We start from the raw sequence: 25,403 nt of genomic DNA, 5'->3' as shown, positions 1-25,403 counted from the left end.
CGCCGCAGCAAGGAAGCATGCGCTGCGCTGCACAGCTACGAGTTAGGAACAACTGTGACTCTTGAGTGGACCGAGAAGGATGCCCGCGCTGTCGATACGGCCCGCATCCTCGCCGTCGACGCCGTCGAGAAGGTCGGCAACGGCCACCCCGGGACGCCAGTGTCCCTCGCCCCTGCCGCCTACCTGCTGTACCAGAAGGTGATGAACAGCGACCCCACGGATCACCTGTGGCTGGGCCGTGACCGCTTCATCCTGTCGGCCGGCCACGCGTCGCTGACCCAGTACACGCAGCTGTACCTGGCCGGCATGGACATGGAGCTCGACGACATCGCCGCTCTGCGCACCTGGGGTGCCAAGACGCCGGGCCACCCGGAATACATGCACACCAAGTTCGTGGAGTGCACCACAGGCCCCTTGGGCGCCGGTATCTCCAACGCCGTCGGCATGGCCATGGCCGCCCGCCGCGAGCGTGGCCTGTTCGACCCGGACGCCCCTGCGGGCGAGTCCGTGTTCGACCGCATGATCTACACCATCGCCGGTGACGGCTGCCTCCAGGAGGGCGTCGCGTCCGAGGCCTCGTCGCTGGCCGCGACCCAGAACCTGGGCAACCTCGTCCTGATCTACGACGACAACCGCATCACGATCGAAGGCCAGACAGACATCGCCTTCAGCGAGGACGTCAGCGCCCGCTACGCGGCCTACGGCTGGCACGTCCAGCACGTCGACTGGACCAACGGGGGCACCGAGTACACCGAGGACCTCCAGGCGCTGTACGACGCCATCGAGGCCGCCAAGGCGGTCACGGACAAGCCGTCGTTCATCAAGCTGACCACCGTCATCGGCTGGCCCATGCCCACCAAGCAGGGCATGGCAGCGGTGCACGGTTCGAAGATCGGTGGCGAGGAGATCAAGGCACTCAAGGACGTGCTCGGCTTCGAGCACGAGCCGTTCGCCGTCGACCTCGAGGCTGTCAAGCACGCCCGCGAGAACGCGGCTGCACGCGGCAAGGCCGCCCGCGAGGCGTGGGACGCAAAGTTCGAGGCCTGGAAGCAGGCCAACCCGGAGCGCAACGCTCTGCTGGAGCGGGTCTCGGCACGCAAGCTGCCCGAGGACTTCTCCCTGCCGGTCTTCGAGGAGGGCAAGAAGTCCACGCGCGCCGCCTCCGGTGAGGTGCTCGCCGCGTTGGCAGACCAGCTGCCGGAGCTGTGGGGCGGTTCCGCCGATCTCGCCGGCTCCAACAACACCACGATGAAGGGCGAGCCCTCGTTCCTGCCCAAGGAGCGCACCACCAAGGAATGGGCCGGCAACCAGTACGGCCGCACCCTGCACTTCGGCATCCGCGAGCACGCCATGGGCGGCATCGTCAACGGCATCAACCTTTCGGGCCTCACGCGGGCCTACGGGGGCACGTTCCTGGTCTTCTCGGATTACATGCGCCCCGCCGTCAGGCTGGCAGCCATCATGAACCTGCCGTCGGTGTTCGTCTGGACGCACGACTCCGTCGGCGTGGGCGAGGACGGCCCCACCCACCAGCCCATCGAGCACCTCGCCGCGCTGCGGGCCATCCCGAAGCTCGACGTCGTGCGCCCCGCAGACGCGAACGAGACCTCCGTCGCCTGGGGTGAGCTGCTGCGTCGCACGGACCGTCCGGCCGGCCTCATCCTGTCGCGTCAGGATCTGCGTACGGTCGCCCGCGGCGACAGGTACGCCTCTGCAGAGGGTGTCGCCAACGGTGCCTACGTGCTGAGCGAGGCCTCCGCCGAGCCGAAACTGATCCTCATCGCCACGGGCTCCGAGGTTGCCGTGGCGCTCGACGCGCAGGACCTCCTCGAGGCCGACGGCGTGCCCACCCGGGTCGTGTCGATGCCGTGCCAGGAATGGTTCGAGGAGCAGTCCGACGAGTACAGGGAATCGGTGCTGCCCGCGGCGGTCACCGCACGCGTGAGCGTCGAGGCCGGCATCGAGATGGGCTGGGGCAAGTACGTAGGCGCCAAGGGCGCCTCGGTGAGCATCGAGCATTACGGCGCCTCGGCGTCGGGTGCCAAGTGCTTCGAGGAGTTCGGCTTCACCGCCGAGAACGTGGCCGCCACCGCCAAGGGCATCCTCTGACGCCCAGCCCGGTCTGACCCGCGCCCCCGGCAGGGGTACGCGGCAGCCCCGTCCACGGAAGTGGGCGGGGCTGCTGCATTTCCGGTCACGTCGTGGGCCTCGCCGGATCCACGGTGGCGGCTGGAGCCCGCACGTATCCTTGGCTCATGAGCCTCAAGGACGTGCTTGGCAAGATCGTCGGCGACAAGCCGGTGGTACTCGAACTGGACATGGCGCGGGGGGTGCTGGTCGCGAAGCCGACCAATCCGCTGCAGGCCATCCAACTGATCAACAGCCCCACCATCTCCGCCCTACGTGAACACCTCCACGCCGCCGCGGACGATGACCGCGTGCTGGGGCTGATCGTGCACGCCAACCCCACCCAACTCCAGCTCGCGAACCTCGAGGAGGTTGCGGGGCTGATCGAGGAGTTCGGGGAGAAGAAGAAGACGATGGCCTGGGCCGAGTCCTTCGGGGAGCTCGTGCAGGGCCTGGGCGGCTACCGCCTCGCCGCGGCCGCGCAGAAGGTCTGGGTGCAGCCCACCGGCATGCTCTCGATCGAGGGCGTGGAGTTGTCGATCACCCTGCTCAAGGGGCTCCTGAACAAGGTGGGCGTCGAGCCGCAGTTCGGCCAGCGCCACGAGTACAAGAGCGCCGCGAACACGTTCGCCGCAGACACGGTCACCGAACCGCACCGCGAGATGATGCAGCGCATCGGCCAGTCCATCGTCGACCGAGTGGTCGACGACGTCGCCCGGCTGCGTGGGCTGACGGCCGACACCGTGTGGGAGGCGGTGAACTCCTCGCCCGTCGAGCCGCAGCGGGCCCTCACCCTCGGGCTCATCGACTACGTCGGGTACCGCGACGAGGCCTACGCCCACACGCTCAAGCAATGGGGTGCCGAGCCGGAGAACCTGCTGTTCGCCCACCGCTACACCTCGCGCGCCGCCCTGCTGAAGAAGCTGCGCCCCAAGCAGCCGAAGGTCGCCGTCGTCAGCCTCCGCGGCTCCATCGTCACCGGCCGCGGCGTCCGCTCGCCGATGGGCGGCGAACAGGCCGGGGCAGACGTCGTCGACGAGCACTTCCGGGCCGCGTTGCGAGACGACGAGGTGAAGGCCGTCGTCTTCGCGGTCGACTCTCCAGGTGGCTCAGCCGTCGCCTCAGACTTCATCCGGCGCGCCGTCCTGCGCCTGCGCGAGGCGGACAAGCCGGTCGTCGCCCACATGGGCGCGTATGCGGCCTCGGGCGGCTACTACGTGTCGATGCCCTGCAACGAGATCGTGGCGCAGTCGTCCACCTTGACGGGGTCCATCGGCGTACTCGCCGGCAAGATGGTCACCGAGGGGCTCTACGACAAGCTCGGCCTGGTCCGCGAGACCATCCCGGTCGGGGCTGCGGCCGGCACGTTCTCCAGCGCCCATGAGTTCTCGCAGGAGGACTGGGAGCGTCTCGACCGCTGGCTGGACCGCATCTACCTGGACTTCACCACCTTCGCGGCGGCAGACCGCGGCATGGCCTACGAGGACCTCGAGCGCCTGGCGAGGGGCCGTGTCTGGACGGGCGCCGACGCGAAGGAGCGTGGCCTGGTCGATCATCTCGGTGGGCAGCGGCTCGCCATCGAGCGTGCCTGTGACCTCGCCGGCCTCGATCCGGAGGCCGTGAAGATCAGCCACGTCGGCGACTCCGGCCTCTTCGACCTCATCAAGCCCGCCACCTCCTCGGAGGCCGTCGCAGGGGGAGCGGGCCTGGCAGTGCCTGAACAGATGCTCGTCTCTTTGGCCGGCAGTCTCGGCATCCGTAGTCAGGGCGCACTCAGCATGCCCTGGAACCTGCGGATCTCGTGACGTTGTTTTGGGAGCGCTTGACCTTTAAACGTACGATGGACCCGCTTGTACCGCCGCGGTACACGAGGGGTGGACGTGAGTAGAGCCAGCAAGATTGTCATCGGTTGCATCATCGGGGTACTGATCCTCGTGGGCGGCGCCTATGTGGCCGCCTATTTCGTGGCGGGCAACCAGGTACCGGCGCAGGCTGCCGTCGACGGCGTGCCCATCGGCGGGATGTCACCCGAGCAGGCCCGGGCGAAGCTCGAGACCGAGATCGCGCCCAAGCTCACTGAACCGGTCACTCTCAGCGCGGGCAGCGTGTCGACGGAGATCGTCCCCTCGGAGGCAGGGCTGGGCTTCGACTACGAGGCCACCGTCCAGGCGGCCGGAGGCGGCCACAGCTGGAACCCGGCGGACATGTACGAGACCCTCACCGGCGGCAGCGAGGTCGCCGTGCAGCGCACCGTGGACGAGGCCGCGCTCCGCTCGGCGATCGAGGCCAAGGCGCCTGAGTTTGCCGTCGAGGGCGTCGACGCCACCGTCGCATTCGACGGGGGCAAGATCGTGCGCACTCCTGCCACGGACGCGCAGGCCATGGACGTCGACGCCACCGTGGAGACCGCCCGTGCCGCGTTCGAAGAGGGCAGGGGCAACGTGGCGGTCACCCTGGTCAACACCCCCGCGAAGGTCACCGACGCCATGGTCGACGACGTGGTGAAGAACTTCGCGGAGCCGCTCATCAGCGGACCGGTCATCCTCACCCACGGGGACGTGCAGATGGAGATCGCCCCCGGCTCGCTGGCGGAGGCCGCGACGCTCGAGGTGCAGGACGACGAGATCGTGGGCACCCTCGACACTGCGACATTGTTCGAACAGACCGCTGAGGCGCGGCGCGCGTTGAAGCTCACCGAGGCCCAGGACGCCACCTTCACGTTCGAGGGCGGCAAGGTCGTCGTCGTGCCCGCCGTCACCGGCCAGGAGCTCACGGAAGAGGCCTTCGCGGCCGCCGTCGAGAAGGCCGCCACGGCCACCGGTGAGGCCCGCACGGTGCCCGTCGAGGTGGAAACGGTCGAGCCCGAGTACCCGACGGCGAAGGCCACTGCACTCGGTGCGTTCACCGTGATCGGCGAATTCACCACCACCTACCCCCACGCCGCCTACCGCAACAACAACCTGGGACAGGCCGCCAAGAGCGTCAACGGCACCGTGCTGATGCCGGGCGAGACCTTCTCGCTCAACGACACCCTGGGCGAGCGGACGACGGCCAACGGCTACGTGGACGGCTACGTGATCAACAAGGGTCGCCTGGTCAAGGAATCCGGCGGCGGCATCTCGCAGGCCGCCACGACCCTCTTCAACGCCGGCTTCTTCGCCGGGTTCAAGGACGTCGAGCACAAGCCGCACAGCCTCTACTTCGACCGCTACCCGGCCGGCCGCGAGGCCACGGTCTACTACGGCTCCCTGGACATGCGTTTCCAGAACAACACTGAGTACCCGGCGATCATCCAGGGCTACATCAGCCCCTCCTCGTCGTCGAAGCGCGGCTCGATCACCTTCAAGATCTGGTCCAAGCCCACCTGGGACAAGGTCACCTCCACAGAGCTGACGAAGTCCGGCTTCTACACCGGCAAGGAACGCACCGTCACGGGGGACCCGGCCTGTGAGCCGCAGGCGCCCATCCAGGGCTTCACCGTCAACTGGGAACGCCTTTTCCACAAGGACGGCAAGGTTGTCAAGAGGGAGCCCTACAGCTGGAAGTACAGCGCGGGCGATCGCATCATCTGCCAGCCCTGACGGGTGGGCCCTCCAGCCAGGTAGCGCTAAGCTGGGGGACGCCCGCTTGTGAGGAGAAACTGTGACGTACATCATCGGACTGCCGTGTGTTGATGTGAAGGACCGCGCCTGCGTTGAAGAGTGCCCCGTCGACTGCATCTACGAGGGCAACCGGATGCTCTACATCCACCCCGAGGAGTGTGTCGACTGTGGCGCCTGCGAACCGGTGTGCCCCGTCGAGGCCATCTACTACGAAGATGACGTGCCGGAGGAGCAGGCCGAGTTCTACGATGTCAACGTCCAGTTCTTCGACGAGATCGGCTCACCCGGTGGCGCCGCCAAGCTCGGCACCATCGACAAGGACCATCCGGTAGTTGAGGCGCTGCCGCCGCAGGGCAACTGATGGGCCTGGGGGCCCGGCTGCCGGATTTCCCCTGGGACACGCTGGCTGACGCGAAGCGCGTCGCCAGCGCCCACCCGGGCGGCCTCGTCGACCTGTCGGTCGGCACGCCCGTCGACCCCGCCCCGCAACTCGCGATCGATGCCTTGACCGCGGCGGGTGACGCCCACGGCTACCCGACGGTGTGGGGCGCTGCGGAGACCCGCTCGTCCATCCGCGCCTACCTCGAGCGGCGCTGGGCCTCCGTCCCACTCGTCCACGAGGGCATCCTGCCCGTCGTCGGCACCAAGGAACTCGTCGCCTGGCTGCCCCTCCTCCTGGGGCTGGGGCCGTCAGACGCCGTCGTTTTCCCCGAATGCGCCTATCCGACGTACGAAGTGGGTGCGCTGGTAGCGAACGCCCGACCGGTGCCACTGGACGATCCTGAGGGCCTTCCGGCCAACGCGCGCGTGATCTGGATCAATTCCCCGGCCAACCCGACGGGCCGCATCCTGTCACTCGAGGAGCTCCGCGCCTTCGTCGCCGCAGCCCGCAGGGTGGGCGCCGTGCTCGCCAGCGACGAGTGCTACGGCGAGTTCGCCTGGGACGCAGAGGCCGTCTCGGTGCTCGACCCGCGGGTCAACGACGGAGACCTCACCGGCCTCCTGGCCGTCCACTCCGTCTCCAAGCGCTCCAACGCAGCCGGTTACCGCGGCGGTTTCGTCGCGGGCGATCCGGCCGTGGTCCAGCCGCTCATCGGCGTGCGCAAGCACCTCGGCATGATGGTGCCGGCCCCCATCCAGGCCGCGATGGCCGCGATGCTGGGGGACCAGGGCCACGTTGAGGAACAGCGCCGGCGATACCTGGCGCGCAGGGCCGTGTTGAAGCCCGCGCTCGAGGCGGCCGGCTTCCGCATCGACCACTCCGAAGGCTCGCTGTACCTGTGGGCAACCCGCGGCGAGAACTGCCGCGACACCATCAACTGGCTGGCCGAACGCGGCATCCTCGCAGCCCCCGGAGACTTCTACGGCACCGCCGCGGCCCAGCACGTCCGCGTCGCGCTGACAGCCACGGATGAGCGGATCCTCGCTGCCGCGGAGCGTCTGAGCGTCTGAGCGAAAAGCCCCTGGCCCCTTCCCGGCGTGATGTCCGTGGCGGGTTGACAGAGTCTCAGACCGGCGCGTAGCGTTACCGGCGACGTCGATAGGAGGTGCCGCAATGTTGAACACAACCGTGCTGGCAGCGTTCGTCGCGCTCCTCGGCCGTCCGCGCGCTGCTGCCGCCTGAGCCACCACTGCGCCCTCTGACGCCCCTGCGTCCACCCCTCCTTTCGGATCATCTTTCTGCGTCGCCTGACGCGTCAAGGAACACCCATGCTCTCGCCCCATCGCGGCCGTTACGACTTCCCTCCGCCCATTTCCGCCGGCGACGCGCCTGACACCCGCTCGCCCAGCCGTTTCCTCTTCTGGCTCATCCGCTCCTTCGGCTGGGTCGTGCCCGCCATGACATTGGCGGCCTCGTCCTGGATGGTGCCGGGCGCGCTCACCCCGTGGCTGTTGGGGCGGGCCATCGACGCGGGCGTCCTGCGTCAGGACCTCCCCGCGACGATCGGCTGGGTGGCGCTGCTGCTGGGCGTCATCGCCTTCGGCGTCGTGGGCGGCATCCTGTTCCACACCTACGCGGTGCGGATGTGGCTACTCGGCATCTACGGCACGCAGCGCCGCGTCTCGCGGAAGGCCGTGCGGCTGGGGCACGTCCTCAACCGCCGAGTCCCGACGGGTGAGGTGCTGAGCGTCGCCTCGTCGGACAGCAACCAGTTCGGCGCCACCGTCGAGGCCTTCGGCGGTGCGCTGGCCGCGCTCATCAGCTTCCTCGTGGCCACGGCACTCATGCTCACCACGTCGGTTCCGCTGGGCCTGCTCGTGCTCGTGGCCACGCCGCTGCTGCTGGCGGCCTCCACCCCGGTGCTGCGTCCGCTGACCGCCGCGCAGGCTGCCGAGCGGACCGAGAACTCCACGCTGACCTCCATGGCCACGGACATCGCCACCGGGCTGCGCATCCTGCGCGGCATCGGCGGCGAGAAGACGTTCGCGGACAACTACGCCCGCCAGTCGCAGAAGGTTCGTGGGCTCGGCGTGCGGCTCGGTACCTGGCAGGCGGTTGTCGAGGCCATCAGCGTGCTCCTGTCGGGCCTGCTGCTCGTGGCCCTGGTCTACCTCGGCTCCCGCCAACTCCTCGAGGGCACGCTCAGCGTCGGCCAGCTGATCAGCTTCTTCGGCTATGCCGTCTTCCTGATGACCCCCATGCAGATGGCCTTCGACTTCGCCCAGAAGTGGGTGCAGGGCCTGGTCAGCGCGCAGAAGACCGGCGCGCTGCTGGGCACCGACGTGCCCTGGCGCGACGGGGACAGCCGCCTCGGCAGCAACCCTGTCCTGCACGACGAGGCCTCGGGCGTCACGGTCGAACCCGGCCGGATGCTGGGCATCGTGTCCGCAGATCCGGACGACTCCGCTGCGCTGGCAGACCGCCTGGGTCGTTACCTCCCTGATGAGGTGAAGGAGGAGGACGACGACGAGGGACTCTCGGGTCGTGCGCTGCGGCGCGCCCGCAAGGAGCGCTTCGAGGCCCGGCGCCGCCAGGCCGCCGTCGATGCCACCGTCGCCCAGCAACCGTGGGGCGTGACGGCCGACGGCGTCGACTACCGCGACCTCAGTGTGGCCGACCTCCGAGGCCGCATCGTCGTGTCCCACACCGGCGCCGGCCTCTTCGCGGGAACGCTGCAGACCGCCGTCGACCCGTGGGGCACGCATTCCAGGGAGGCCGCGGATGCGGCGCTGGTGGCGGCCTCGGCCGAGGACATCTTCGAGTCGTTGCCCGGCGGATGGCAGGGTCGCATCGACGAGAAGGGCCGCGGTCTGTCGGGCGGGCAGCGACAGCGGCTCGTCCTGGCGCGGGCGCTCCTCCTGGACCCGGACGTCCTGGTGCTGGTGGAGCCCACGTCGGCCGTCGACGCGCACACCGAGGCGCGGATCGCCGAGCGGTTGGCCGAACTGCGGCGTGGCCGCACCACGGTCGTGGTGACCGCCTCGCCGCTGATGCTGCGCCACGCCGACGAAATCGCCGTGCTGGTCGACGGACGCGAAGTCGTCCGCGGCAGCCACGACGACCTGCATGACAACCCGTACTACCGCCGCATCATCGCGCGCGGCATGGAGGACAGCCATGAGTGAACTACTTCCGGGCTCAGCCCGTACCTGGCGCGCTGAAGCGCCGGCGCCGCGCGTCCCGCCGGAGATGCATCCCCCGCGGGGCGTCGGGCCGCGGCGTCGCCTGCAGGCGCTGGTCACCCGGCACCACGCCCGCACCGCGACCGCGCGGGCGGTGTATCTCGATTCGCGCGCCCCGGCGCACGGCTTCCCGGTGGCCTCCTCGAAGGTCGCCTTCGGCTTCATCGGCGACCTCATGAGGAACCGCCGGGCCCTCCTCGGCTGGGCGATCGCGGGCAACCTGGCTGCGGCCGGGGCGGGGCTCATCGCCCCGTACCTGCTCGGTGTCCTGATGGACCGCGTCACGGGCGGCCGGCTGGGCCTCGAGGGACTCACATTGCTGGTGATGATCGTGGCCGGCGTGGTGGTGCTGCAGTCGCTGTTCACCTTCGCGGCGCGTCGCGTCTCCGCGGTGCTCGGCTACGACCTGCTCGCCGCCGCCCGCGAAGAGGTGGTGCGGATCGTGCTGCGCCTGCCGCTGAGCCACGTCGAATCGTCCGGCTCGGGGGACCTGCTGACCCGCATCACCTCCGACGTCGCGAAGATGGGAGTCGCGGCGCGCTGGGCCATCCCCACCCTCATCGTGTCGGTGGTGCTCATCGGCGCCACTCTGATCGCGATGCTGCTGAACTCATGGCTGCTCACGCTGCCCATGCTCGTGACGGCCTTGATCATGTGGTTCGGCGGACGCTACTACCTCGCGCGGGCACCGGCCGGCTACATCGCTGAATCCCGCTCGTACTCGGTCATCAACACCACGACGACCGAGACGGTGGAGAGCGCGCGCACGGTCGAGGCCCTCGGCCTCGGCGACCTCCGGGTGGGCCAGCTCGATGAGGACACCGAGGCGTCGGCCCAGGTGGAGCGCTACACGATGACGCTGCGCAACATCCTCTTCGGGATGGTGGACGTCTCGTTCCAGCTGCCGCTGGTGGGCATCGTGCTGCTCGGCACCTGGGGCTACACGTCGGGCTGGGTGACGATCGGCCAGATCACCACCGCGGCTCTGTACGTGTCGCAGTTGCAGGGGCCGCTCGACCGCGTCATCGCGGTGCTCGACCACCTGCAGCTCGGTCTGGTCTCCACGGCCAGGCTGATCGGTGTGGCTCAGGTGGACGACGACCGCACCCCGGGCCACGCGGTGCCCGACGGCGTCAAGCTCACCGGCTCCGAACTGCGCTTCGGGTACCGGCCGGACGTGGACGTGCTGCACGGCGTCGACGTCGACCTGGTGCCGGGGGAGCGGCTCGCCGTGGTGGGGCCATCGGGCTCCGGTAAGTCGACGCTCGCCCGGCTCGTGGCCGGCGTCAACCGACCACGCGAGGGTGAGGTCACCGTCGGTGGTGTCGACGTGATGGACCTGCCGCTGGACCGCCTCCGCACGGAGGTGGCGCTGGTGACGCAGGAGCACCACGTGTTCGTCGGGTCGGTGCGCGACAACATCGTCCTGGCCCGCGAGACCACGGCCTCGGACGCCGAGGTCGAGGAAGCGCTGCGGGCCGTCGACGCCTGGGGCTGGGTGTCGCGGCTGCCGGGAGGCATCAATGCGCAACTCGGGCACGGTAAGAACAACCTGACCCCCGCCCAGGCGCAGCAGGTTGCGCTCGCCCGGCTGATCGTCGCGGACCCGCACACGCTGGTGCTCGACGAGGCGACCTCGCTGATCGACCCGTCGTCGGCCCGCCACCTGGAGGACTCGATGTCGGCGCTGCTCGACGGCCGTGCGGTGATCGCGATCGCGCATCGGCTGCACACGGCGCACGACGCCGACCGCATCGCGGTGGTGGACAACGGACGCATCGTGGAACTCGGCTCGCACGACGAACTGATGGGCCTCGACGGTCAGTACGCGCACCTGTGGCGGACCTGGCGCAGCTGAGAATTCACCCGGCCAGAGTGACCACCACGGTGAGGTCGGGGCCGGGGGTCTGCAGTGTGTGCCACTGCCGGCTCTCGGCCCGCCATTCCCGGTCTGCCAGCGCGACGCCCGTGATGGCGGCGTCGTAGGAGTTGGCCACCGCATGATGGGCCGCGGCCCACGCGGTGGTCTCGTCCGTGGCGGTGATGCTCAGGCCGTCGTCGGTCTCCTCGACGGTGAGCGCAGGGCCGAACGCCTCCAACACCCTGTCCAGACCCTCGCGCCCGGGGCTGGGGTCCGGCTCGTAGCTGATGCAGCCCAGCGACGCCGGCACGGAGCCGCGCAGCGCCCCCACGACGGCCCGTGAATTCTCGACGTGCTTGCGGTACGCCTCGGGGTGGCCGCTGCGCTGCACCTTCTGGGCGATGTCGTTGACGTCGGTGGTGTCCCAGTTGGTGAACTTCACCAGCTCCTCGTAGAAGCGGGCCGACGAGTACCACGGGTCCAAGATCTGCTCCTCGGTGCCCCACCCGAAGGAGGGCCGCTGCTGGAACAGGCCGAGGGAGTCGCGGTCGCCGTAATCGAGGTTGCGCAACCCTGATTCCTGGTAGGCGGTGGCGATGGCGATCACCGCGGCCTGCTCGGGCAGCTCACGCTCCACCGAGGCTGCCACGATGATCGAGGCGTTGCGGGCCTGGGCCGGGGACAGCGTGAGCGAGCCGTCGGCCACCTGGACGTGGCAGACCTCCGGGGTGATGCGCTTCTGGACGTAACGCAAGCCCATCCACCCGGCGAGGCCGAGCGCGCCGACCACGAGGATCGCGACGAGCGCCACGATCAGTGGCCGCTTCATCAGTCGTTGGCGTGGAGGGCGGAGTTCAGCTCGACCTGCTGGCCGCGGCGGTGACGGGCGATGACGTTGCCCTGCACCGAGTCGCGGAGGAACAGCAGGTCGTTCTGGCCACTGAGCTCGCGGGCCTTCACCACGGCGCCGTCGTCGAGGGTGACCTTGGTGCCAGCGGTGATGTAGAGGCCCGCCTCGACCACGCAGTCGTCGCCCAGCGAGATGCCCACACCGGAGTTCGCGCCCAGCAGGCAGCGCTCGCCGAGCCGGATGACCTCCTGGCCACCGCCCGAGAGGGTGCCCATGATGGACGCGCCGCCGCCGACGTCGGTGCCGTCGGCCACGACGACACCGGCCGAGATGCGTCCCTCGACCATCGAGGTGCCGAGCGTTCCGGCGTTGAAGTTCACGAAGCCCTCGTGCATCACGGTGGTGCCCTCGGCGAGGTGGGCGCCGAGGCGGACGCGGTCTGCGTCTGCGATCCGCACGCCGCTGGGGACGATGTAGTCCACCATGCGGGGGAACTTGTCGATGCCATAGACCGTCAGCTGCTCACCGCGGGCCCGCAGCAGCACCCGCACGCGGGCGACGTCGCCCACACGCACGGGGCCCATCGTCGTCCAGGCGTTGTTGGGCAGCACGCCGAAGATCCCGTTCAGGTTGACCTGGTGCGGCTGCACCAGGCGGGCGCTCAGGAGGTGGAGGCGCAGGTAGGCGTCCTCCACCGTCTCCGGCGCCTCGTCCAGGTCGATGCTGGTGCGCACCACCTTGGTCTCCACCTGACGGATCTCGTCGACGAACTGGGCATCTGCCAGCAACGAGTTGGGCTCGTCGGTGTGGTCCGAGCCGAGCTTGGGCTCCGGGTACCAGGCGTCGAGGACGGCGCCGGTGGTGTGGACGCTGGCCAGGCCCCAGGCCCAGGCGGTGCGGGTCTCATTGGTCATGGACGCCAGTCTATCGGCGTGCCGGAGCGACCGGTGTCGGCCGCCGTCGCGCTCAACCGGCGTTGCGGTCGATCCACCCGAGCTGTTCACTCAGGCGGCCTGAGCCCTCCAGCGCGATGTCCGCCCAGTATTTCTCGGGCAGCTGATCCCAACGGGCCAGGGGCACGGAGATGGAGAGGGCGGCGACGGCGGCGCCCGCCGCGTCGCGGATGACGGCGGCGGCACAGGCCACGCCCGGGCCGGATTCCTCCCGCTCGATGGCGTAGCCGCGCAACCGCGACGTGGCCAGCGCCTTCTTGAGCTGGCCAAGGTCCGTGATCGAGTGTTCGGACAATGCCGGGAGCTGACCGGTGGGGTAGAGGCGGTCCACCTCCGCCGGTTCCAGTTCGGAGAGCAGCGCCTTGCCGAGCCCGGTGCAGCTGGCGGGGGCCCGCTTACCGACGCTGGAGATCAGCGAGAGGGACTCGCTGCCCTCGACCTTCGCCAGGTAGAAGACCTCCGCGCCCTCCCGGATGGCCACCGAACAGGTGTGGCCGGTGGCCTGGCCGACGTCGCGGGCCACTTCCGTGGCAGCGCCCAGCAGGTCGAAGCGCGCCGCGTAGGCGTTGCCCAGTTGGACGGTGCGCACGCCCAACTCGAAGTTCCCGATCTCGTCGCGCGTGAGGTAACCGCGGTGGGTCAGCGTGGTGAGCAGTTCGTGGACCGTCGTGCGCGGGAGCCCGGTTGCCTCGGCGATCTGGGCGGCGTTCCAGCGCGCTCCGCGCTCGACGAACAACTCCATGATGTCGAGTGCGCGCATCAGTGCGGGGGTCAATCGGGCCATGTCTCACCGTCTCAGGTCTTCCGAAATTGATTCTTGCATATGTCTTGACACGACGTCAGACGTATTCGATACTTAGAAAATCATAACGAAATCTCGAACAAGATTTCGACATCTCGAACACGAAGACGTGTGAGGAGGAAGCCTAGTGACCACGAAAGTCGCCATCATCGGTTCCGGAAACATCGGTACCGATCTGATGATGAAGATCCTGAAGCCGCAGCAGACCGCGTTGGAGATCGTCGCCATGGTCGGCATCGATCCCGAGTCCGACGGCCTGAAGCGGGCGGAACGGCTGGGCGTGAAGCCCATCGCCACCGGTGTCGACGGTCTGGTCGCCGACGAGGTGTTCGCCGACGTCGAGATCGTGTTCGACGCCACCTCGGCCAAGGCCCACCTCTACGACGAGAAGGTGCTGCGGGCCGCCAGGCCCGAGATCCGCCTCGTCGACCTGACCCCTGCCGCGATCGGTCCGTTCTGCGTGCCGGTGGCCAACCTCGACACCATCACCACCGACATGAACGTCAACATGGTCACCTGCGGCGGCCAGGCCACCGCGCCGATCGTGCACGCGATCTCCTCGACCGGTGCCACCGTTGAGTACGCCGAGATCGTCGCGTCGATCAGCTCGAAGTCGGCCGGACCCGGCACCCGCGCCAACATCGACGAGTTCACGGAGACCACCGCCCACGCGCTGGAGAAGATCGGCGGCGCCAAGAAGGGCAAGGCCATCATCATCCTGAACCCCGCCGAGCCCCCCGTCCTGATGCGCGACACCGTGTTCGTCCTCACCTCCGACGGGGACCGCGACCACATCCGCGCCGCGGTCAACGCCCGCATCGGCGAGGTCGCCGAGTACGTGCCGGGCTACCGCCTGAAGCAGGACGTGCAGTTCGAGGAGATCCCCGAGGACCAGAGCGTCAACATCCCGGGCGTCGGCCGGTTCCACGGCCTCAAGGTGTCCGTGTTCCTCGAGGTGGAGGGCGTCGGCGACTACCTCCCCGCCTACTCGGGCAACCTCGACATCATGACCGCCGCGGCGCTGCGCACCGGCGTCGAAATCGCCGCCCACCTGAACGACAAGGCTGAGGAGGCCGTCGCATGAGCACCCCCGAAGGCAAGCTCTTCATCTCCGACGTGACCCTGCGCGACGGCTCGCACGCCGTGCGCCACACGTTCACGCCTGAGCAGGTGGCCTCCGTCGCCGCAGCGCTCGACGAGGCCGGGGTCGACTCCATCGAGGTCGCCCACGGCGACGGCATGGGCGGCTCCACCGTCAACTACGGCTTCGCCACCCACTCCGACCTGGAGAAGATCGAGGCCGCCGCCGCAGTGGTCAAGCGCGCCAAGATCGCCATCCTGCTGCTGCCCGGCGTCGGCGTCATCCCGAACCTCCGCGAGGCCTACGAAGCAGGGGCGCGCTACGTCCGCGTCGCCACCCACTGCACCGAGGCCGACACGTCCGCCCAGCACATCGCCAAGGCCCGCGAGCTCGGCTTCAACACCGCCGGCTTCCTGATGATGAGCCACATGGCCGACGAGGACAAGCTCGTCGAGCAGGCCCTCCTCATGGAGGGCTACGGCGCGCAGTGCGTCTACGTCACTGACTCTGCGGGCGCCATGGTTCCCGAGCAGTACGCGGCCAAGATCAAGGCCGTGCGCGCAGCCCTGAGGCCCGAGACCGAGGTGGGCGTGCACGCCCACGAGAACCTGTCGGTCTCCGTCGCGAACTCCGTGGCCGCCGTGCAGAACGGCGCCTACCGCGTCGACGCCAGCCTCGCCGGTCTCGGCGCCGCTGCCGGCAACACACCCCTCGAGGCCTTCATCGCGGTCGCCGACCGCATGGGCTGGGAGACGGGCTGCGACGTGTTCAAGCTCGCCGACGCCGCCGACGACCTGGTGCGCCCCCTCATGCACCAGCCGGTCCGCGTCGACCGCGACACGCTCTCCATCGGTTACGCCGGGGTGTACGGCAGCTTCCTCCTGCACGCCCGCCGGGCCTCGGAGCGCTACGGCATCCCCACGCCGCAGATCCTCATGGAACTCGGTCGCCGCAACATGGTCGGCGGCCAGGAGGACATGATCGTCGACGTCGCCCTGGACCTCGCCAAGTCGCGCGCGGCCAGCTGAAACTCACCACCCCCCTAAAAGACCCGCCTGCTTCAAGGAGGAAGCACATCATGAGCAAACTGGCACAAGGCGATATCGTCAAGCCCATCAATGAGAACAACGAAGACTCATTCGACGTCGAGAACATCGACAAGGGAACGCGGATCAAGGCCCTCATGGGCTCCGCGGTCGGATCCACCGTGGAGTGGTACGACTTCTTCCTCTACGGCACCATGGCCTCGGTCGTGTTCGGCCCCCTGTTCTTCCCCTCGGAGGACCAGCTCACCTCGACGCTGCTCTCGCTGGCCTCGTTCGCGCTGGCCTTCCTGGTTCGCCCCATCGGCGGCGTCATCTTCAGCCACATCGGCGACCGCATCGGCCGCAAGAAGACGCTCGTCTTCACGCTCTCCCTCATGGGCGTCTCGACGGCCCTGATGGGCCTGCTGCCCACTCACGCCGCCATCGGCGCCTGGGCAGGCGTCCTGCTCACGCTGCTGCGCCTCGTGCAGGGCCTTGCGCTGGGCGGCGAATGGGGCGGCGGCGTGCTGCTGGCGGTCGAATACTCCCCGCGCAAGAAGCGCGGCTTCTACGGCGCGGTCCCGCAGACCGGCGCGCTCCTCGGCCTCGCCCTGGGCAACCTGACCCTCTGGTTCCTGGACTGGCTCCTGCCGGAGAACGCCTTCCTCAGCTGGGGCTGGCGCATCCCGTTCCTCCTGTCGGCACTGCTGGTCATGTTCGGCCTCTGGATCCGCGCCAAGGTCGACGAGACCCCCGCGTTCCGCAAGATCAAGTCTGAGCGCAAAGAGGTCAAGGTCCCGATCGTCGAGATCTTCAAGACCCAGTGGCCCTCGGTGCTCAAGGCCATCGGCGCCAAGTTCATTGAGACCTCGACGTTCTTCATCTTCGCGACGTACTCCGTCAGCTACGCGGTGGGTCTGGGCTTCACCCGTGGTCAGGCTCTCGGCGCCGTGCTCTTCGCGGCTGTCGTGGCGGTGCCCTGCATGCTCGCCCTCGGTGCGCTGTCGGACCGTGTCGGCCGCAAGCCGATGTACCTGATCGGCACGGCGCTGGCTGTGGCGTACATCTTCCCCTACTTCTGGATGATCAACCAGAAGTCGGTGCTCCTCCTCACGCTGGCCACCGTCGTCGGCTTCGGCGCCATCTGGTCCATCTACGGAGCCCTCATGGGCACCTTCCTGGCAGAGTCGTTCACCGCCGATGTCCGCTACACCGGCATCTCGCTCGGCTACCAGGTGGGCGCCGCCATCGTGGGCGGCCCGGCGCCGCTGATCGCCACGGCGCTCGTCGGCACGACCAACAACTGGTGGCTCGTGGGCGTCTTCGTGGCCGTGTGCGCCGCGATCTCGTTCGTCGCCGTCCTGATGACGCGTGACCGCTCCGGTCAGGTCCTCGACAGCCACTGATCCATCGCTCGGCACACACGGGGCCGCTCCTTCGGGGGCGGCCCCGTGGTGCGTCGGTACACTCCCAGCCATGTCCGTGCCGAAGATCCTCCTGTTCTACCGGTTCGTGCCGCTGACCGACCCCGAGGCCGTGAAGCTGTGGCAGTTCGAGCTGTGTACCCGTCTGGGGCTGCGTGGCCGCATCATCGTGTCCCCGCACGGCATCAACGGCACGCTCGGCGGGGAACTCGACGCCTGCAAGGCCTATCTCCGCGCGACGAAGCAGTTCGCGCCGTTCAGAGAACTCGACGAGAAGTGGTCGGCCGGCACCGGCGTCGACGACGCCGGCGCCTCGCTCGACTTCCCGCGGCTGTCGGTCAAGACCCGCCCGGAACTGGTCGCCTTCGGCGTACCCGACCTCGAAGTCACCACCGACGGTGTGGTCGGTGGGGGAGTGCGGCTGACGCCCGACGAGGTGGACGCCCTGGCGGCGGACCGACCGGACGTCGTCTTCTTCGATGGTCGCAACAAGATCGAGGCGGAGGTGGGCCGGTTCGACGGCGCCGTCGTCCCCGACGTGGTGAGCACGCCCGATTTCGTGGCCGAACTCGACTCAGGCAAGTACGACCACCTCAAGGGCCGCCCCGTCGTCACCTACTGCACCGGCGGGGTCCGCTGCGAGATCCTCAGCGCCCTGATGAAGGACCGGGGCTTCGAGGAGGTCTACCAGCTCGACGGCGGCATCGTGCGCTACCTGGAGCGGTTCGGGGCATCGTCGCGGTGGAAGGGTGCGCTCACCGTCTTCGACGCGAGGGAGACCGTGGCGCCCGAAGGAGCCGAGCCCATCGGCGCGTGCCACCGCTGCGGCACGGCCACCTCGCAGCTGGTGAACTGCGCCGACCTGGCGTGCCGCGTCCGGCTGGTCACCTGCCCCGACTGCGCGGCGCAGCCGGTGGGTTGTTTCGCCCATCCCACCGCTGCCTGACCCAAATCTAGATTCGGGGTTCTGGACGACACCACATCTAGATCCGACGCCCGGCGCCAATCGCCCCGAATTCAGATTCGGGGGCGTGCACGACACCAAATCTAGATTTGGTTCTTCGGGTGGGTGAGTAGAGTGGATAGTCTCGTCACCATGGTTTCTGATCTGGCCCGATTGCTGCAGGAGATCATGGACGTCGAGTCCGTGTCGGGGAACGAACGCGAACTCGCAGACCTCGTCGAGCGCCGCCTCCGGCGGTTGCCGCATCTGACGGTCTTCCGCGACGACGACTGTGTCGTCGCACGCACCACCCTCGGCCGGGCCGAGCGGGTGGTCGTGGCCGGTCACCTCGACACGGTGCCGGTGGCGGGGAACCTGCCGTCGCGGCGGATCGAACACGCCGACGGCGACCGCATCTGGGGCAGGGGTGCCTGCGACATGAAGGGCGGCGTCGCCGTCATGCTGCACCTCGCGGAAACCCTGACCGCGCCCAACCGCGACATCACGTGGATCTTCTACGACCATGAAGAGGTGGAGGCCACCCGCAACGGGCTCGGCCGCTTGGCGCGTAACCGGCCTGACCTCATCGAGGGGGACTTCGCCGTCCTGATGGAACCCACCTCAGCCCACATCGAGGGAGGCTGCCAGGGCACCATCCGCGTCGAACTGTCGACGACGGGCACCGCAGCCCACAGCGCGAGGTCCTGGATGGGCCACAACGCCATCCACGATCTGGCCCCCGCCCTGCAGACGCTGGCCGAGTACCGGGGCGAGGAGATCGAGGTGGACGGGCTCGTCTACCGCGAGGGGCTCAACGCCGTGGCCGTCTCCGGTGGCATGGCCTCGAACGTCATCCCGCCCCGGGCCACCCTCACGATCAACTACCGTTACGCGCCGGACAAGTCCGGCGACGAGGCGCTCGCGCTGTTGGGGCGGTGGTTCACCGGGTACGAGATGAAAGTCACCGACCTGTCACCCGCCGCCCGCCCCGGGCTCACCCTGCCGCTCGCGCGCGAATTCGTCGACGCCATCGGCGAGCCTGCAGGCCCCAAGTACGGCTGGACGGACGTCGCCCGCTTCAGCGCCCTCGGCGTACCCGCCGTGAACTACGGCCCGGGGGATCCGGCCTACGCGCACCGCGACGACGAGTTCTGCCCCGTGTCCGACCTGGAGAAATGTGCCGCGGGGCTCACCCGTTGGCTCACCGCCGCTGAGGAGACCCGCTCATGACCGAACCCCGCCCCCAGGACCTTGAGCCCGGACGCCGTCGGCGCCAGGGCCCCGTCGTGTTGCGCGGCCAGGAGCTCAACCAGCCCATGGCCGACAGCGCGCTGCTGGAGAAGGAGGACAAGCAGGGGTGGACCCACTGGGACCCGTGGCGGGTGCTGCGGATCCAGTCGGAGTTCGTCGACGGCTTCGACGCCCTCGCCAAGCTTCCCCCCGCCGTCAGCATCTTCGGGTCCGCGCGTACCAAGCCCGGTTCGCCCATGTACAAGGCCGGCGAGGAACTCGGCAGGAGACTCGTGCAGAAGGGCTTCGCCATCATCACGGGCGGGGGCCCGGGCATCATGGAGGCCGGCAACAAGGGCGCCATGGACGCCGACGGCTGTTCCGTGGGGCTCGGCATCGAGCTGCCGCATGAGCAGGGCCTCAACGACTACATCACGCTCGGGATCAACTTCCGCTACTTCTTCGTCCGCAAGACGATGTTCCTCAAGTACAGCCAGGGCTTCATCACCATGCCGGGCGGCTTCGGCACCCTCGACGAACTGTTCGAGGCGCTCACCCTCATCCAGACCGGCAAAGTGACGCACTTCCCGATGATCCTGTTCGGCACCGAGTACTGGTCGCCGCTGATCGACTGGGTGCGCGGCACCGTGCTGGGCGGCGGCTACATCTCCGACGGCGACCTTGACCTGGTCACGCTCACCGACGATGTCGACGAGGCGGTCGAGGCGATGGGGGAGCCCGGGCAGTTCGGTACTGTTTAGCCCATGTGGATCGCCATCTCCGTGGTAGCCCTCGCCGTGCTGGGGGCCGCCGTCTATGCCGGATCGGGCAAGTTGGGCGCCATGCCGCAGGTAGCGGTCAACGACAGGCCGAAGGGCAACGTTCCGGCGGGCCCTGTCACCCCGGAATTCCTGGAGGTGCTGCGGGTGCCCAGGGCCTTCACCGGCTACCGCCCGGAGCAGGTGGACCCCTACCTCGCCGGCATCGCATCAGGCCGTGCTGCACCGGCCGGCACGCAGTCGTTCGACGTCGTCAGGCGCGGTTACGACATGCAGGTGGTCGACGACCTGATCGAGCGTCCCCGCCCCTCCCAACTCCCGGAAATGGCCGACGACAGCGTCGCGGAAGACGACCAGGCGGCGTGCCGGCCGCCCACTGCAGAGCCGGCTTTGGTGGCCCAACCGGGCACGAACTTGCCGGATGCGGAATAATGGGCCGCAACGCAGTTCGTCTAGTCACAAGAATGAGGGTTGCAGATGGCAGCGATGAAGCCCCGCACCGGCGACGGTCCGATGGAAGTCACGAAGGAAGGCCGCGGCATCGTCATGCGCGTCCCCGTTGACGGAGGTGGGCGTCTGGTCGTTGAGATGAACGCTCAGGAAGCCACCTCGCTGCTCGATGCACTCAAGGGTGTCGTCGGCTGAGTTCCCGCCGAAACATGACAAGGGCCGCCCCTCGGGGCGGCCCTTGCAGGTTGGTGCAACCGTGCTCCCTCAGCGGGAGCGATGCGCCTCGATCGCCTTCTGGTAGACGTCGACGGTCTCCTGGGCGATCTTCGCCCAGGAGAATTCGTCGATGCAGCGCTGGCGGCCGGCCTTGCCGAACCGCTCCGCCAGGGCCCCGTCGCGGGTGACGCGGTTGATGGACTCGGCGAAGCCCGCCTCGAACTCGGCGACGTAGCGGGAGTCGTCGGCCTGAGCGGGGTCGTAGGCGACCAGCAGGCCGGTGTCGCCGTCGACGACGACCTCGGGGATGCCGCCCACGGCACTGGCCACGACGGGGGTCTCGCAGGCCATCGCCTCGAGGTTGACGATGCCGAGCGGCTCGTAGATGGACGGGCACGCGAACACCGTCGCGTTGGTCAGCACCTGGCGCACGGAGGCGCGGGGGAGCATCTCCTGGACCCAGATGACCGGCGCGGTGCGCTGCTTCTGGAGGTCGACGAACGCCGCGTCGAACTCGGCGGCGATCTCCGGGGTGTCGGGGGCGCCGGCCAGCAGCACCACCTGGGTGTCCGGGTCGAACTGCGTGGCCGCGCGGACCAGGTGCACCAGGCCCTTCTGCCGGGTGATGCGACCCACGAACGCGACGGACGGGCGGTCCAGGTCGACGCCGAGCTCGCGCAGGACCGTCGTGTCGTGGTCCGGCCTGAACTCGTCGGTGTCGATGCCGTTCTTCACGACGTGCGTCTTGGCGGGGTCAAGGTTCGGGTAGGACTCGAGCACGTCGCGTCGCATGCCGACGCTGACGGAGATGACCGCGTCGGCGGCCTCGTAGGCGGTCTTCTCGGCCCACGACGAGACGCGGTAGCCGCCCGCCAGTTGCTCGGCCTTCCAGGGACGGTGGGGCTCGAGCGAGTGGGACGTGACCACGTGGGGGATGTCGCGCATCAGCGCGGCCAGGTGACCGCCCATGTTCGCGTACCAGGTGTGGGAGTGGACGATGTCCACGTCACCCACCGCCGCGGCCATCGACAGGTCCGCCCCGAGCACCCTCAGCGCCGCGTTCGCGTCCGGCGGAAAGCTCTCGGCGTGCGCGGTGGCGCCGTCGCGTGGCTCGCCCATGCAATGGACTTCCACGTCGATGAGGGCGCGGAGTTGGGGCACCAGTTGAGCGACGTGAACCCCCGCTCCGCCGTAGATCGACGGGGGGTACTCCCGGGTCAGCAGGGACAGCTTCATCGTCATGCGAACATCGTTGCATATCGCTTCTGTCTCAGTGCCCGAGACAGGAGCCGCAAATTCATGGAAACGAACGCACATGGGCCGGAAAGGCAATAGGTTCAGGGCATGGTCGCACGCCCCAGAGTCTTGTCAATCGTTCTTGCTGGTGGTGAGGGGAAGCGGCTCATGCCGTTGACGGCCGATCGGGCCAAACCCGCGGTGCCCTTCGGCGGCACTTACCGCCTCATCGATTTCGTGCTGTCGAACCTCGCGAACTCGGGCCTGCGGCAGATCGCAGTGCTCACTCAGTACAAGTCCCACTCCCTGGACCGCCATATCGCCAAGACGTGGCGGTTCTCGACCATGTTGGGCAACTACGTCGCCCCTGTCCCGGCGCAGCAGCGGCTCGGGCCCCGGTGGTACCAGGGCTCCGCAGATGCCATCTACCAGTCGCTGAACCTGATCCTCGACGCGGACGCCGACTACATCGTGGTCTTCGGCGCCGACAACATCTACCGCATGGACATCGAGCAGATGCTCGACGCGCACATCGACTCCGGCCTCGGGGCCACCGTCGCCGGCATCCGCGTGCCGCGGAAGGAAGCCTCCGCCTTCGGCATCATCGACGCAGCGGCGGACAACCGCATCAAGAACTTCCTGGAGAAGCCGGCAGACCCGCCCGGCCTGCCGGATTCGCCGCACGAATCGTTCGCGTCGATGGGCAACTACGTGTTTTCCACCAAGGCCCTCATCGAGGCGCTGAAGGCGGACGCCGAGGACCCGACGGCCCGCCACGACATGGGCGGCGACATCATCCCGTGGTTCACCGAGCAGGGCGAGGCCCAGGTGTACGACTTCAAGGACAACATCGTCCCCGGAGCCACGGAGAAGGACGTCAACTACTGGCGTGACGTGGGCACCATCGATGCCTTCCACGAAGCGCACATGGATCTCGTCAGCGTCGACCCGGAGTTCAACCTGTACAACGAGGACTGGCCCATCTGGACAGACCAGGTGCAGGCCCCGGGCGCCAAGTTCGTCATCCGCGGCCGCGCCGAGGACTCCATCGTGACCCCGGGTTGCATCATCTCCGGCGGCGAGGTGGAGCGCACGGTGCTGAGCCCGAACGTCCGCGTCGACAAGTGGGCGCAGGTCTCGGATTCGGTGTTGATGGAGAACGTGCGGATCGGCCGCGACGCGGTGGTGCGCCGCGCCATCCTCGACAAGAACGTGGTCGTCCCCGACGGGGTGCAGATCGGCGTGGATCCGGAGCACGACAAGGCCCGCGGCTTCGACGTCTCGGCAGGCGGCGTAGTGACCATCGGTAAGAACGTCACGATTCCCCGCGACTGACCCCACACATGCGAATCGGGCCCGGCACAGCGCGGGCCCGATTCTCTGTGTCGGTGGGGATCAGGCTGCGAAGCCCAGGTTCTCCAACAGGCCGACGTAGGCCTCAGCCACACCGTCCGCGACGCGCCCCATCGGCGCCCGGCACGGGCCGACGTCGAAGCCCCGCAGGCCGAGACCGGCCTTGACCATCATGCAGCCCTGCGTCGCGAAGACGCCCTGGAAGGCGGGCAGCACGTGCTGGTTCGCGGCGATGGCCTCGGCCACGCGACCGGCCAGGAAGTGCTCGATGATCTCGCGGGCCGCAGGGGCCGTGAAGTGGGTGGAGGTGCCCACGACGCCGACGCCGCCGACAGCCAGCAGCGGTAGCAGGTATGCGTCGTCACCCGCGTAGTACGCCAGGTTGGTGCGGGACAGGACGGTCGAGGTCGACACGATGTTGGCCTTGGCGTCCTTGACCGCCCGGATCCGGGGGTGGCCGTCCAGACGGATCAGCATGTCTTCGGGAATGGGGATGCCTGAGCGGTGGGGGATGTCGTAGAGCATCACGGGAAGGTCAGTGGAATCGGCAACGGTGACGAAGTGCGCCTCCAGCGCATCAGCCGGCGGGCGGGAATAGTAGGGGGTGACGACGAGCAGCCCGTCGGCGCCCATCGACGCGGCCTGCTGCGCCAGGTCGACGGTGTGCGCGGTGCTGAAGGTGCCGACGCCGGCCACGATGCTGGCGCGGTCACCGACGGCGGTGACGACCGCGTCGAGGATCTGGCGCTTCTCCACGTCTGACGTGGTCGGCGACTCGCCGGTGGTGCCGTTCACGACGAGACCGTCGTGGCCCAGATCGTCCACCAGATGAGCGGCCAAGCGCGCGCACTGCGCATAATCGACCTCCCGACCATCGGGGGTCATGGGCGTCACCATTGCGGTGAGAACGCGGCCGAACACCGGCATCATGTCGTCGTCTGGACTCATGCGCCACATCTTAGGTCAAGACGCGCCGTGCCTTAGTAGGCTGTGGCCGTGAGCACTCCTGTCGAGAACCCCACCGCAGCCAGCTGGACCTTTGCGGAGGACCATGTGTCGCCGTCCGAAGCCGTCGCCGAGGCGCGTGATGAAGCAACCGTGTCCGGCCTCACGCCGGTGACCACGGGAGAGATCGCCCTCCTGAAGGTGCTGACGCGGGCCATCGGGGCTGGCCACGTCGTCGAGATTGGCACGATGATGGGCGCCACCGGGCTGACGTTCCTCGAGGGCATGGGCTCCGACGGCATCCTGACGTCGATCGACGCGGAGGCGGACAACCAGATTCCCGCCCGCGAGTTCTTCCTGAAGTCGGGGTTCCCGACGTCGCGGTTCCGCCTGATCGCCGGCTCGCCCATCGAGGTCATGCCGAAGCTGCGCGACGGCGCCTACGACATCGTCTACATCTCCGGCGACAAGCTGGAATACGTCGAGTACGTCGCCGGTGCGCTGCGCCTGCTCCGCCACGGTGGGCTGTTGATCGTGCGGGACGTGCTGTGGCACAACAAGGTCGCCGATCATTCGGACGAGTCCGACGAGGTCATCATCATCCGTGAAGCCCTCGAGGCGATCACCCAGTCTGAGTCCTACACCCAGGCGCTTCTTCCGGTGGGCAACGGTCTCCTGGTGGCGGTCAAGGACTGAGCCGCCGCCGTTGCCGCCGCCCCGGGGCGCAGGCTGTCTCTCCGGCCGTCACCGCTGTCTCCGCCGCGCACGGGGCGGCGAGGACAATCCACCGTCCCGCCTCGCCCGGCGTTCAGCCCACAGGGAACTTTTCGGGCGCGCGGCGCGTTATACAGGGAGAGTCACAGCTTGTTCACAGGTTGCTCTGGCAAGGTATCCGGGTATGG

The 25,403-nt window shown here is 68.5% G+C and carries 22 protein-coding genes; 17 read left to right on the top strand and 5 right to left on the bottom strand.

Annotation, left to right across the window (positions count from 1 at the left end; genetic code table 11):
* Positions 1 to 54: 54 nt before the first annotated feature.
* The 7 genes from tkt to H5393_RS06815 all read left to right on the top strand — a co-directional run bounded on the left by tkt (position 55) and on the right by H5393_RS06815 (position 11,211).
* A complete protein-coding gene (gene tkt / locus H5393_RS06845; protein ID WP_182766019.1) occupies positions 55 to 2,109 on the top strand; it encodes a transketolase in 2,055 nt (684 codons plus the stop codon).
* Between the two features lie 146 nt (positions 2,110 to 2,255).
* The gene (gene sppA, locus H5393_RS06840; RefSeq protein WP_182766018.1) at positions 2,256 to 3,932 is read left to right on the top strand and encodes a signal peptide peptidase SppA; all 1,677 of its coding nucleotides are present in this window, start codon (positions 2,256 to 2,258) and stop codon (positions 3,930 to 3,932) included.
* Positions 3,933 to 4,007: 75 nt separating this feature from the next.
* Entirely contained in the window at positions 4,008 to 5,708 is a 1,701-nt protein-coding gene (locus tag H5393_RS06835; protein WP_182766017.1) for a VanW family protein, read from the top strand.
* A gap of 61 nt (positions 5,709 to 5,769) precedes the next feature.
* On the top strand, positions 5,770 to 6,090 hold the full coding sequence (gene fdxA, locus H5393_RS06830; protein ID WP_182761993.1) for a ferredoxin: 321 nt from the start codon (positions 5,770 to 5,772) through the stop codon (positions 6,088 to 6,090).
* Positions 6,090 to 7,181, top strand: a complete 1,092-nt coding sequence (dapC, locus tag H5393_RS06825; RefSeq protein WP_182766016.1) for a succinyldiaminopimelate transaminase — start codon at positions 6,090 to 6,092, stop codon at positions 7,179 to 7,181. The genes fdxA and dapC overlap by 1 nt, the downstream gene beginning before the upstream one ends.
* Positions 7,182 to 7,439: 258 nt before the next feature.
* Positions 7,440 to 9,296, top strand: a complete 1,857-nt coding sequence (locus tag H5393_RS06820; RefSeq protein WP_182766015.1) for an ABC transporter ATP-binding protein — start codon at positions 7,440 to 7,442, stop codon at positions 9,294 to 9,296.
* Positions 9,289 to 11,211, top strand: a complete 1,923-nt coding sequence (locus tag H5393_RS06815; RefSeq protein ID WP_182766014.1) for an ABC transporter ATP-binding protein — start codon at positions 9,289 to 9,291, stop codon at positions 11,209 to 11,211. The genes H5393_RS06820 and H5393_RS06815 overlap by 8 nt, the downstream gene beginning before the upstream one ends.
* Before the next feature lie 4 nt (positions 11,212 to 11,215).
* On the opposite strand, the gene H5393_RS14855 is transcribed toward H5393_RS06815, so the two are convergent.
* From H5393_RS14855 to H5393_RS06800, 3 genes are read right to left on the bottom strand one after another with little or no spacing between them, the layout of a single operon-like run.
* Positions 11,216 to 12,043 (bottom strand): hypothetical protein, encoded by an 828-nt coding sequence (locus H5393_RS14855; RefSeq protein ID WP_182766013.1) that lies wholly within the window; start codon positions 12,041 to 12,043, stop codon positions 11,216 to 11,218.
* Positions 12,043 to 12,978, bottom strand: coding sequence for a 2,3,4,5-tetrahydropyridine-2,6-dicarboxylate N-succinyltransferase (gene dapD / locus H5393_RS06805; RefSeq protein WP_182766012.1), 936 nt, complete (start codon positions 12,976 to 12,978; stop codon positions 12,043 to 12,045). Before dapD ends, H5393_RS14855 begins: the two co-directional genes overlap by 1 nt.
* A gap of 52 nt (positions 12,979 to 13,030) precedes the next feature.
* Positions 13,031 to 13,801, bottom strand: a complete 771-nt coding sequence (locus H5393_RS06800; protein WP_182761982.1) for an IclR family transcriptional regulator — start codon at positions 13,799 to 13,801, stop codon at positions 13,031 to 13,033.
* Between the two features lie 145 nt (positions 13,802 to 13,946).
* Here H5393_RS06800 and H5393_RS06795 point away from each other — a divergent pair, with 145 nt between their 5' ends.
* The 8 genes from H5393_RS06795 (at position 13,947) to H5393_RS06760 (ending at position 20,946) form a co-directional block, all read left to right on the top strand.
* Complete coding sequence (locus tag H5393_RS06795) at positions 13,947 to 14,903, top strand: acetaldehyde dehydrogenase (acetylating) (protein WP_182761980.1); 957 nt, start codon at positions 13,947 to 13,949, stop codon at positions 14,901 to 14,903.
* Positions 14,900 to 15,928: a 4-hydroxy-2-oxovalerate aldolase gene (gene dmpG / locus H5393_RS06790; protein WP_182761977.1), complete on the top strand. Its 1,029-nt coding sequence runs from the start codon at positions 14,900 to 14,902 to the stop codon at positions 15,926 to 15,928. Before H5393_RS06795 ends, dmpG begins: the two co-directional genes overlap by 4 nt.
* 50 nt (positions 15,929 to 15,978) lie before the next feature.
* Positions 15,979 to 17,331 (top strand): MFS transporter, encoded by a 1,353-nt coding sequence (locus H5393_RS06785; RefSeq protein WP_182761975.1) that lies wholly within the window; start codon positions 15,979 to 15,981, stop codon positions 17,329 to 17,331.
* 70 nt (positions 17,332 to 17,401) lie between these two features.
* Complete coding sequence (locus tag H5393_RS06780; RefSeq protein WP_182761973.1) at positions 17,402 to 18,295, top strand: rhodanese-related sulfurtransferase; 894 nt, start codon at positions 17,402 to 17,404, stop codon at positions 18,293 to 18,295.
* Positions 18,296 to 18,445: 150 nt separating this feature from the next.
* Entirely contained in the window at positions 18,446 to 19,522 is a 1,077-nt protein-coding gene (gene dapE / locus H5393_RS06775; protein WP_182761971.1) for a succinyl-diaminopimelate desuccinylase, read from the top strand.
* Positions 19,519 to 20,283 (top strand): TIGR00730 family Rossman fold protein, encoded by a 765-nt coding sequence (locus H5393_RS06770; protein WP_182761969.1) that lies wholly within the window; start codon positions 19,519 to 19,521, stop codon positions 20,281 to 20,283. Before dapE ends, H5393_RS06770 begins: the two co-directional genes overlap by 4 nt.
* Positions 20,284 to 20,286: 3 nt before the next feature.
* Positions 20,287 to 20,733 carry a hypothetical protein gene (locus tag H5393_RS06765; protein ID WP_182766011.1) on the top strand — a complete coding sequence of 149 codons (447 nt, stop codon included), beginning with the start codon at positions 20,287 to 20,289 and terminating at the stop codon, positions 20,731 to 20,733.
* Positions 20,734 to 20,778: 45 nt separating this feature from the next.
* On the top strand, positions 20,779 to 20,946 hold the full coding sequence (locus H5393_RS06760) for a DUF3117 domain-containing protein (RefSeq protein WP_076059707.1): 168 nt from the start codon (positions 20,779 to 20,781) through the stop codon (positions 20,944 to 20,946).
* A 69-nt stretch (positions 20,947 to 21,015) separates the two neighbouring features.
* On the opposite strand, the gene glgA is transcribed toward H5393_RS06760, so the two are convergent.
* On the bottom strand, positions 21,016 to 22,203 hold the full coding sequence (gene glgA / locus H5393_RS06755; protein WP_182766378.1) for a glycogen synthase: 1,188 nt from the start codon (positions 22,201 to 22,203) through the stop codon (positions 21,016 to 21,018).
* Positions 22,204 to 22,311: 108 nt separating this feature from the next.
* Between glgA and glgC the strand changes: the two genes are divergently transcribed.
* Entirely contained in the window at positions 22,312 to 23,538 is a 1,227-nt protein-coding gene (glgC, locus tag H5393_RS06750) for a glucose-1-phosphate adenylyltransferase (RefSeq protein ID WP_182766010.1), read from the top strand.
* A gap of 60 nt (positions 23,539 to 23,598) precedes the next feature.
* Here the strand turns inward: glgC and dapA are convergent, their stop codons facing one another.
* The gene (gene dapA / locus H5393_RS06745; RefSeq protein WP_182761964.1) at positions 23,599 to 24,504 is read right to left on the bottom strand and encodes a 4-hydroxy-tetrahydrodipicolinate synthase; all 906 of its coding nucleotides are present in this window, start codon (positions 24,502 to 24,504) and stop codon (positions 23,599 to 23,601) included.
* A gap of 48 nt (positions 24,505 to 24,552) precedes the next feature.
* On the opposite strand from dapA, the gene H5393_RS06740 reads away from it, so the two are divergent.
* A complete protein-coding gene (locus tag H5393_RS06740) occupies positions 24,553 to 25,197 on the top strand; it encodes an O-methyltransferase (RefSeq protein WP_370585947.1) in 645 nt (214 codons plus the stop codon).
* Positions 25,198 to 25,403: the final 206 nt, after the last annotated feature.

It is taken from the genome of Tessaracoccus sp. MC1756 (assembly GCF_014164735.1).
In the GTDB taxonomy this organism is placed as follows: domain Bacteria; phylum Actinomycetota; class Actinomycetes; order Propionibacteriales; family Propionibacteriaceae; genus Arachnia.
This window is presented reverse-complemented; position numbering and strand designations above follow the sequence as displayed.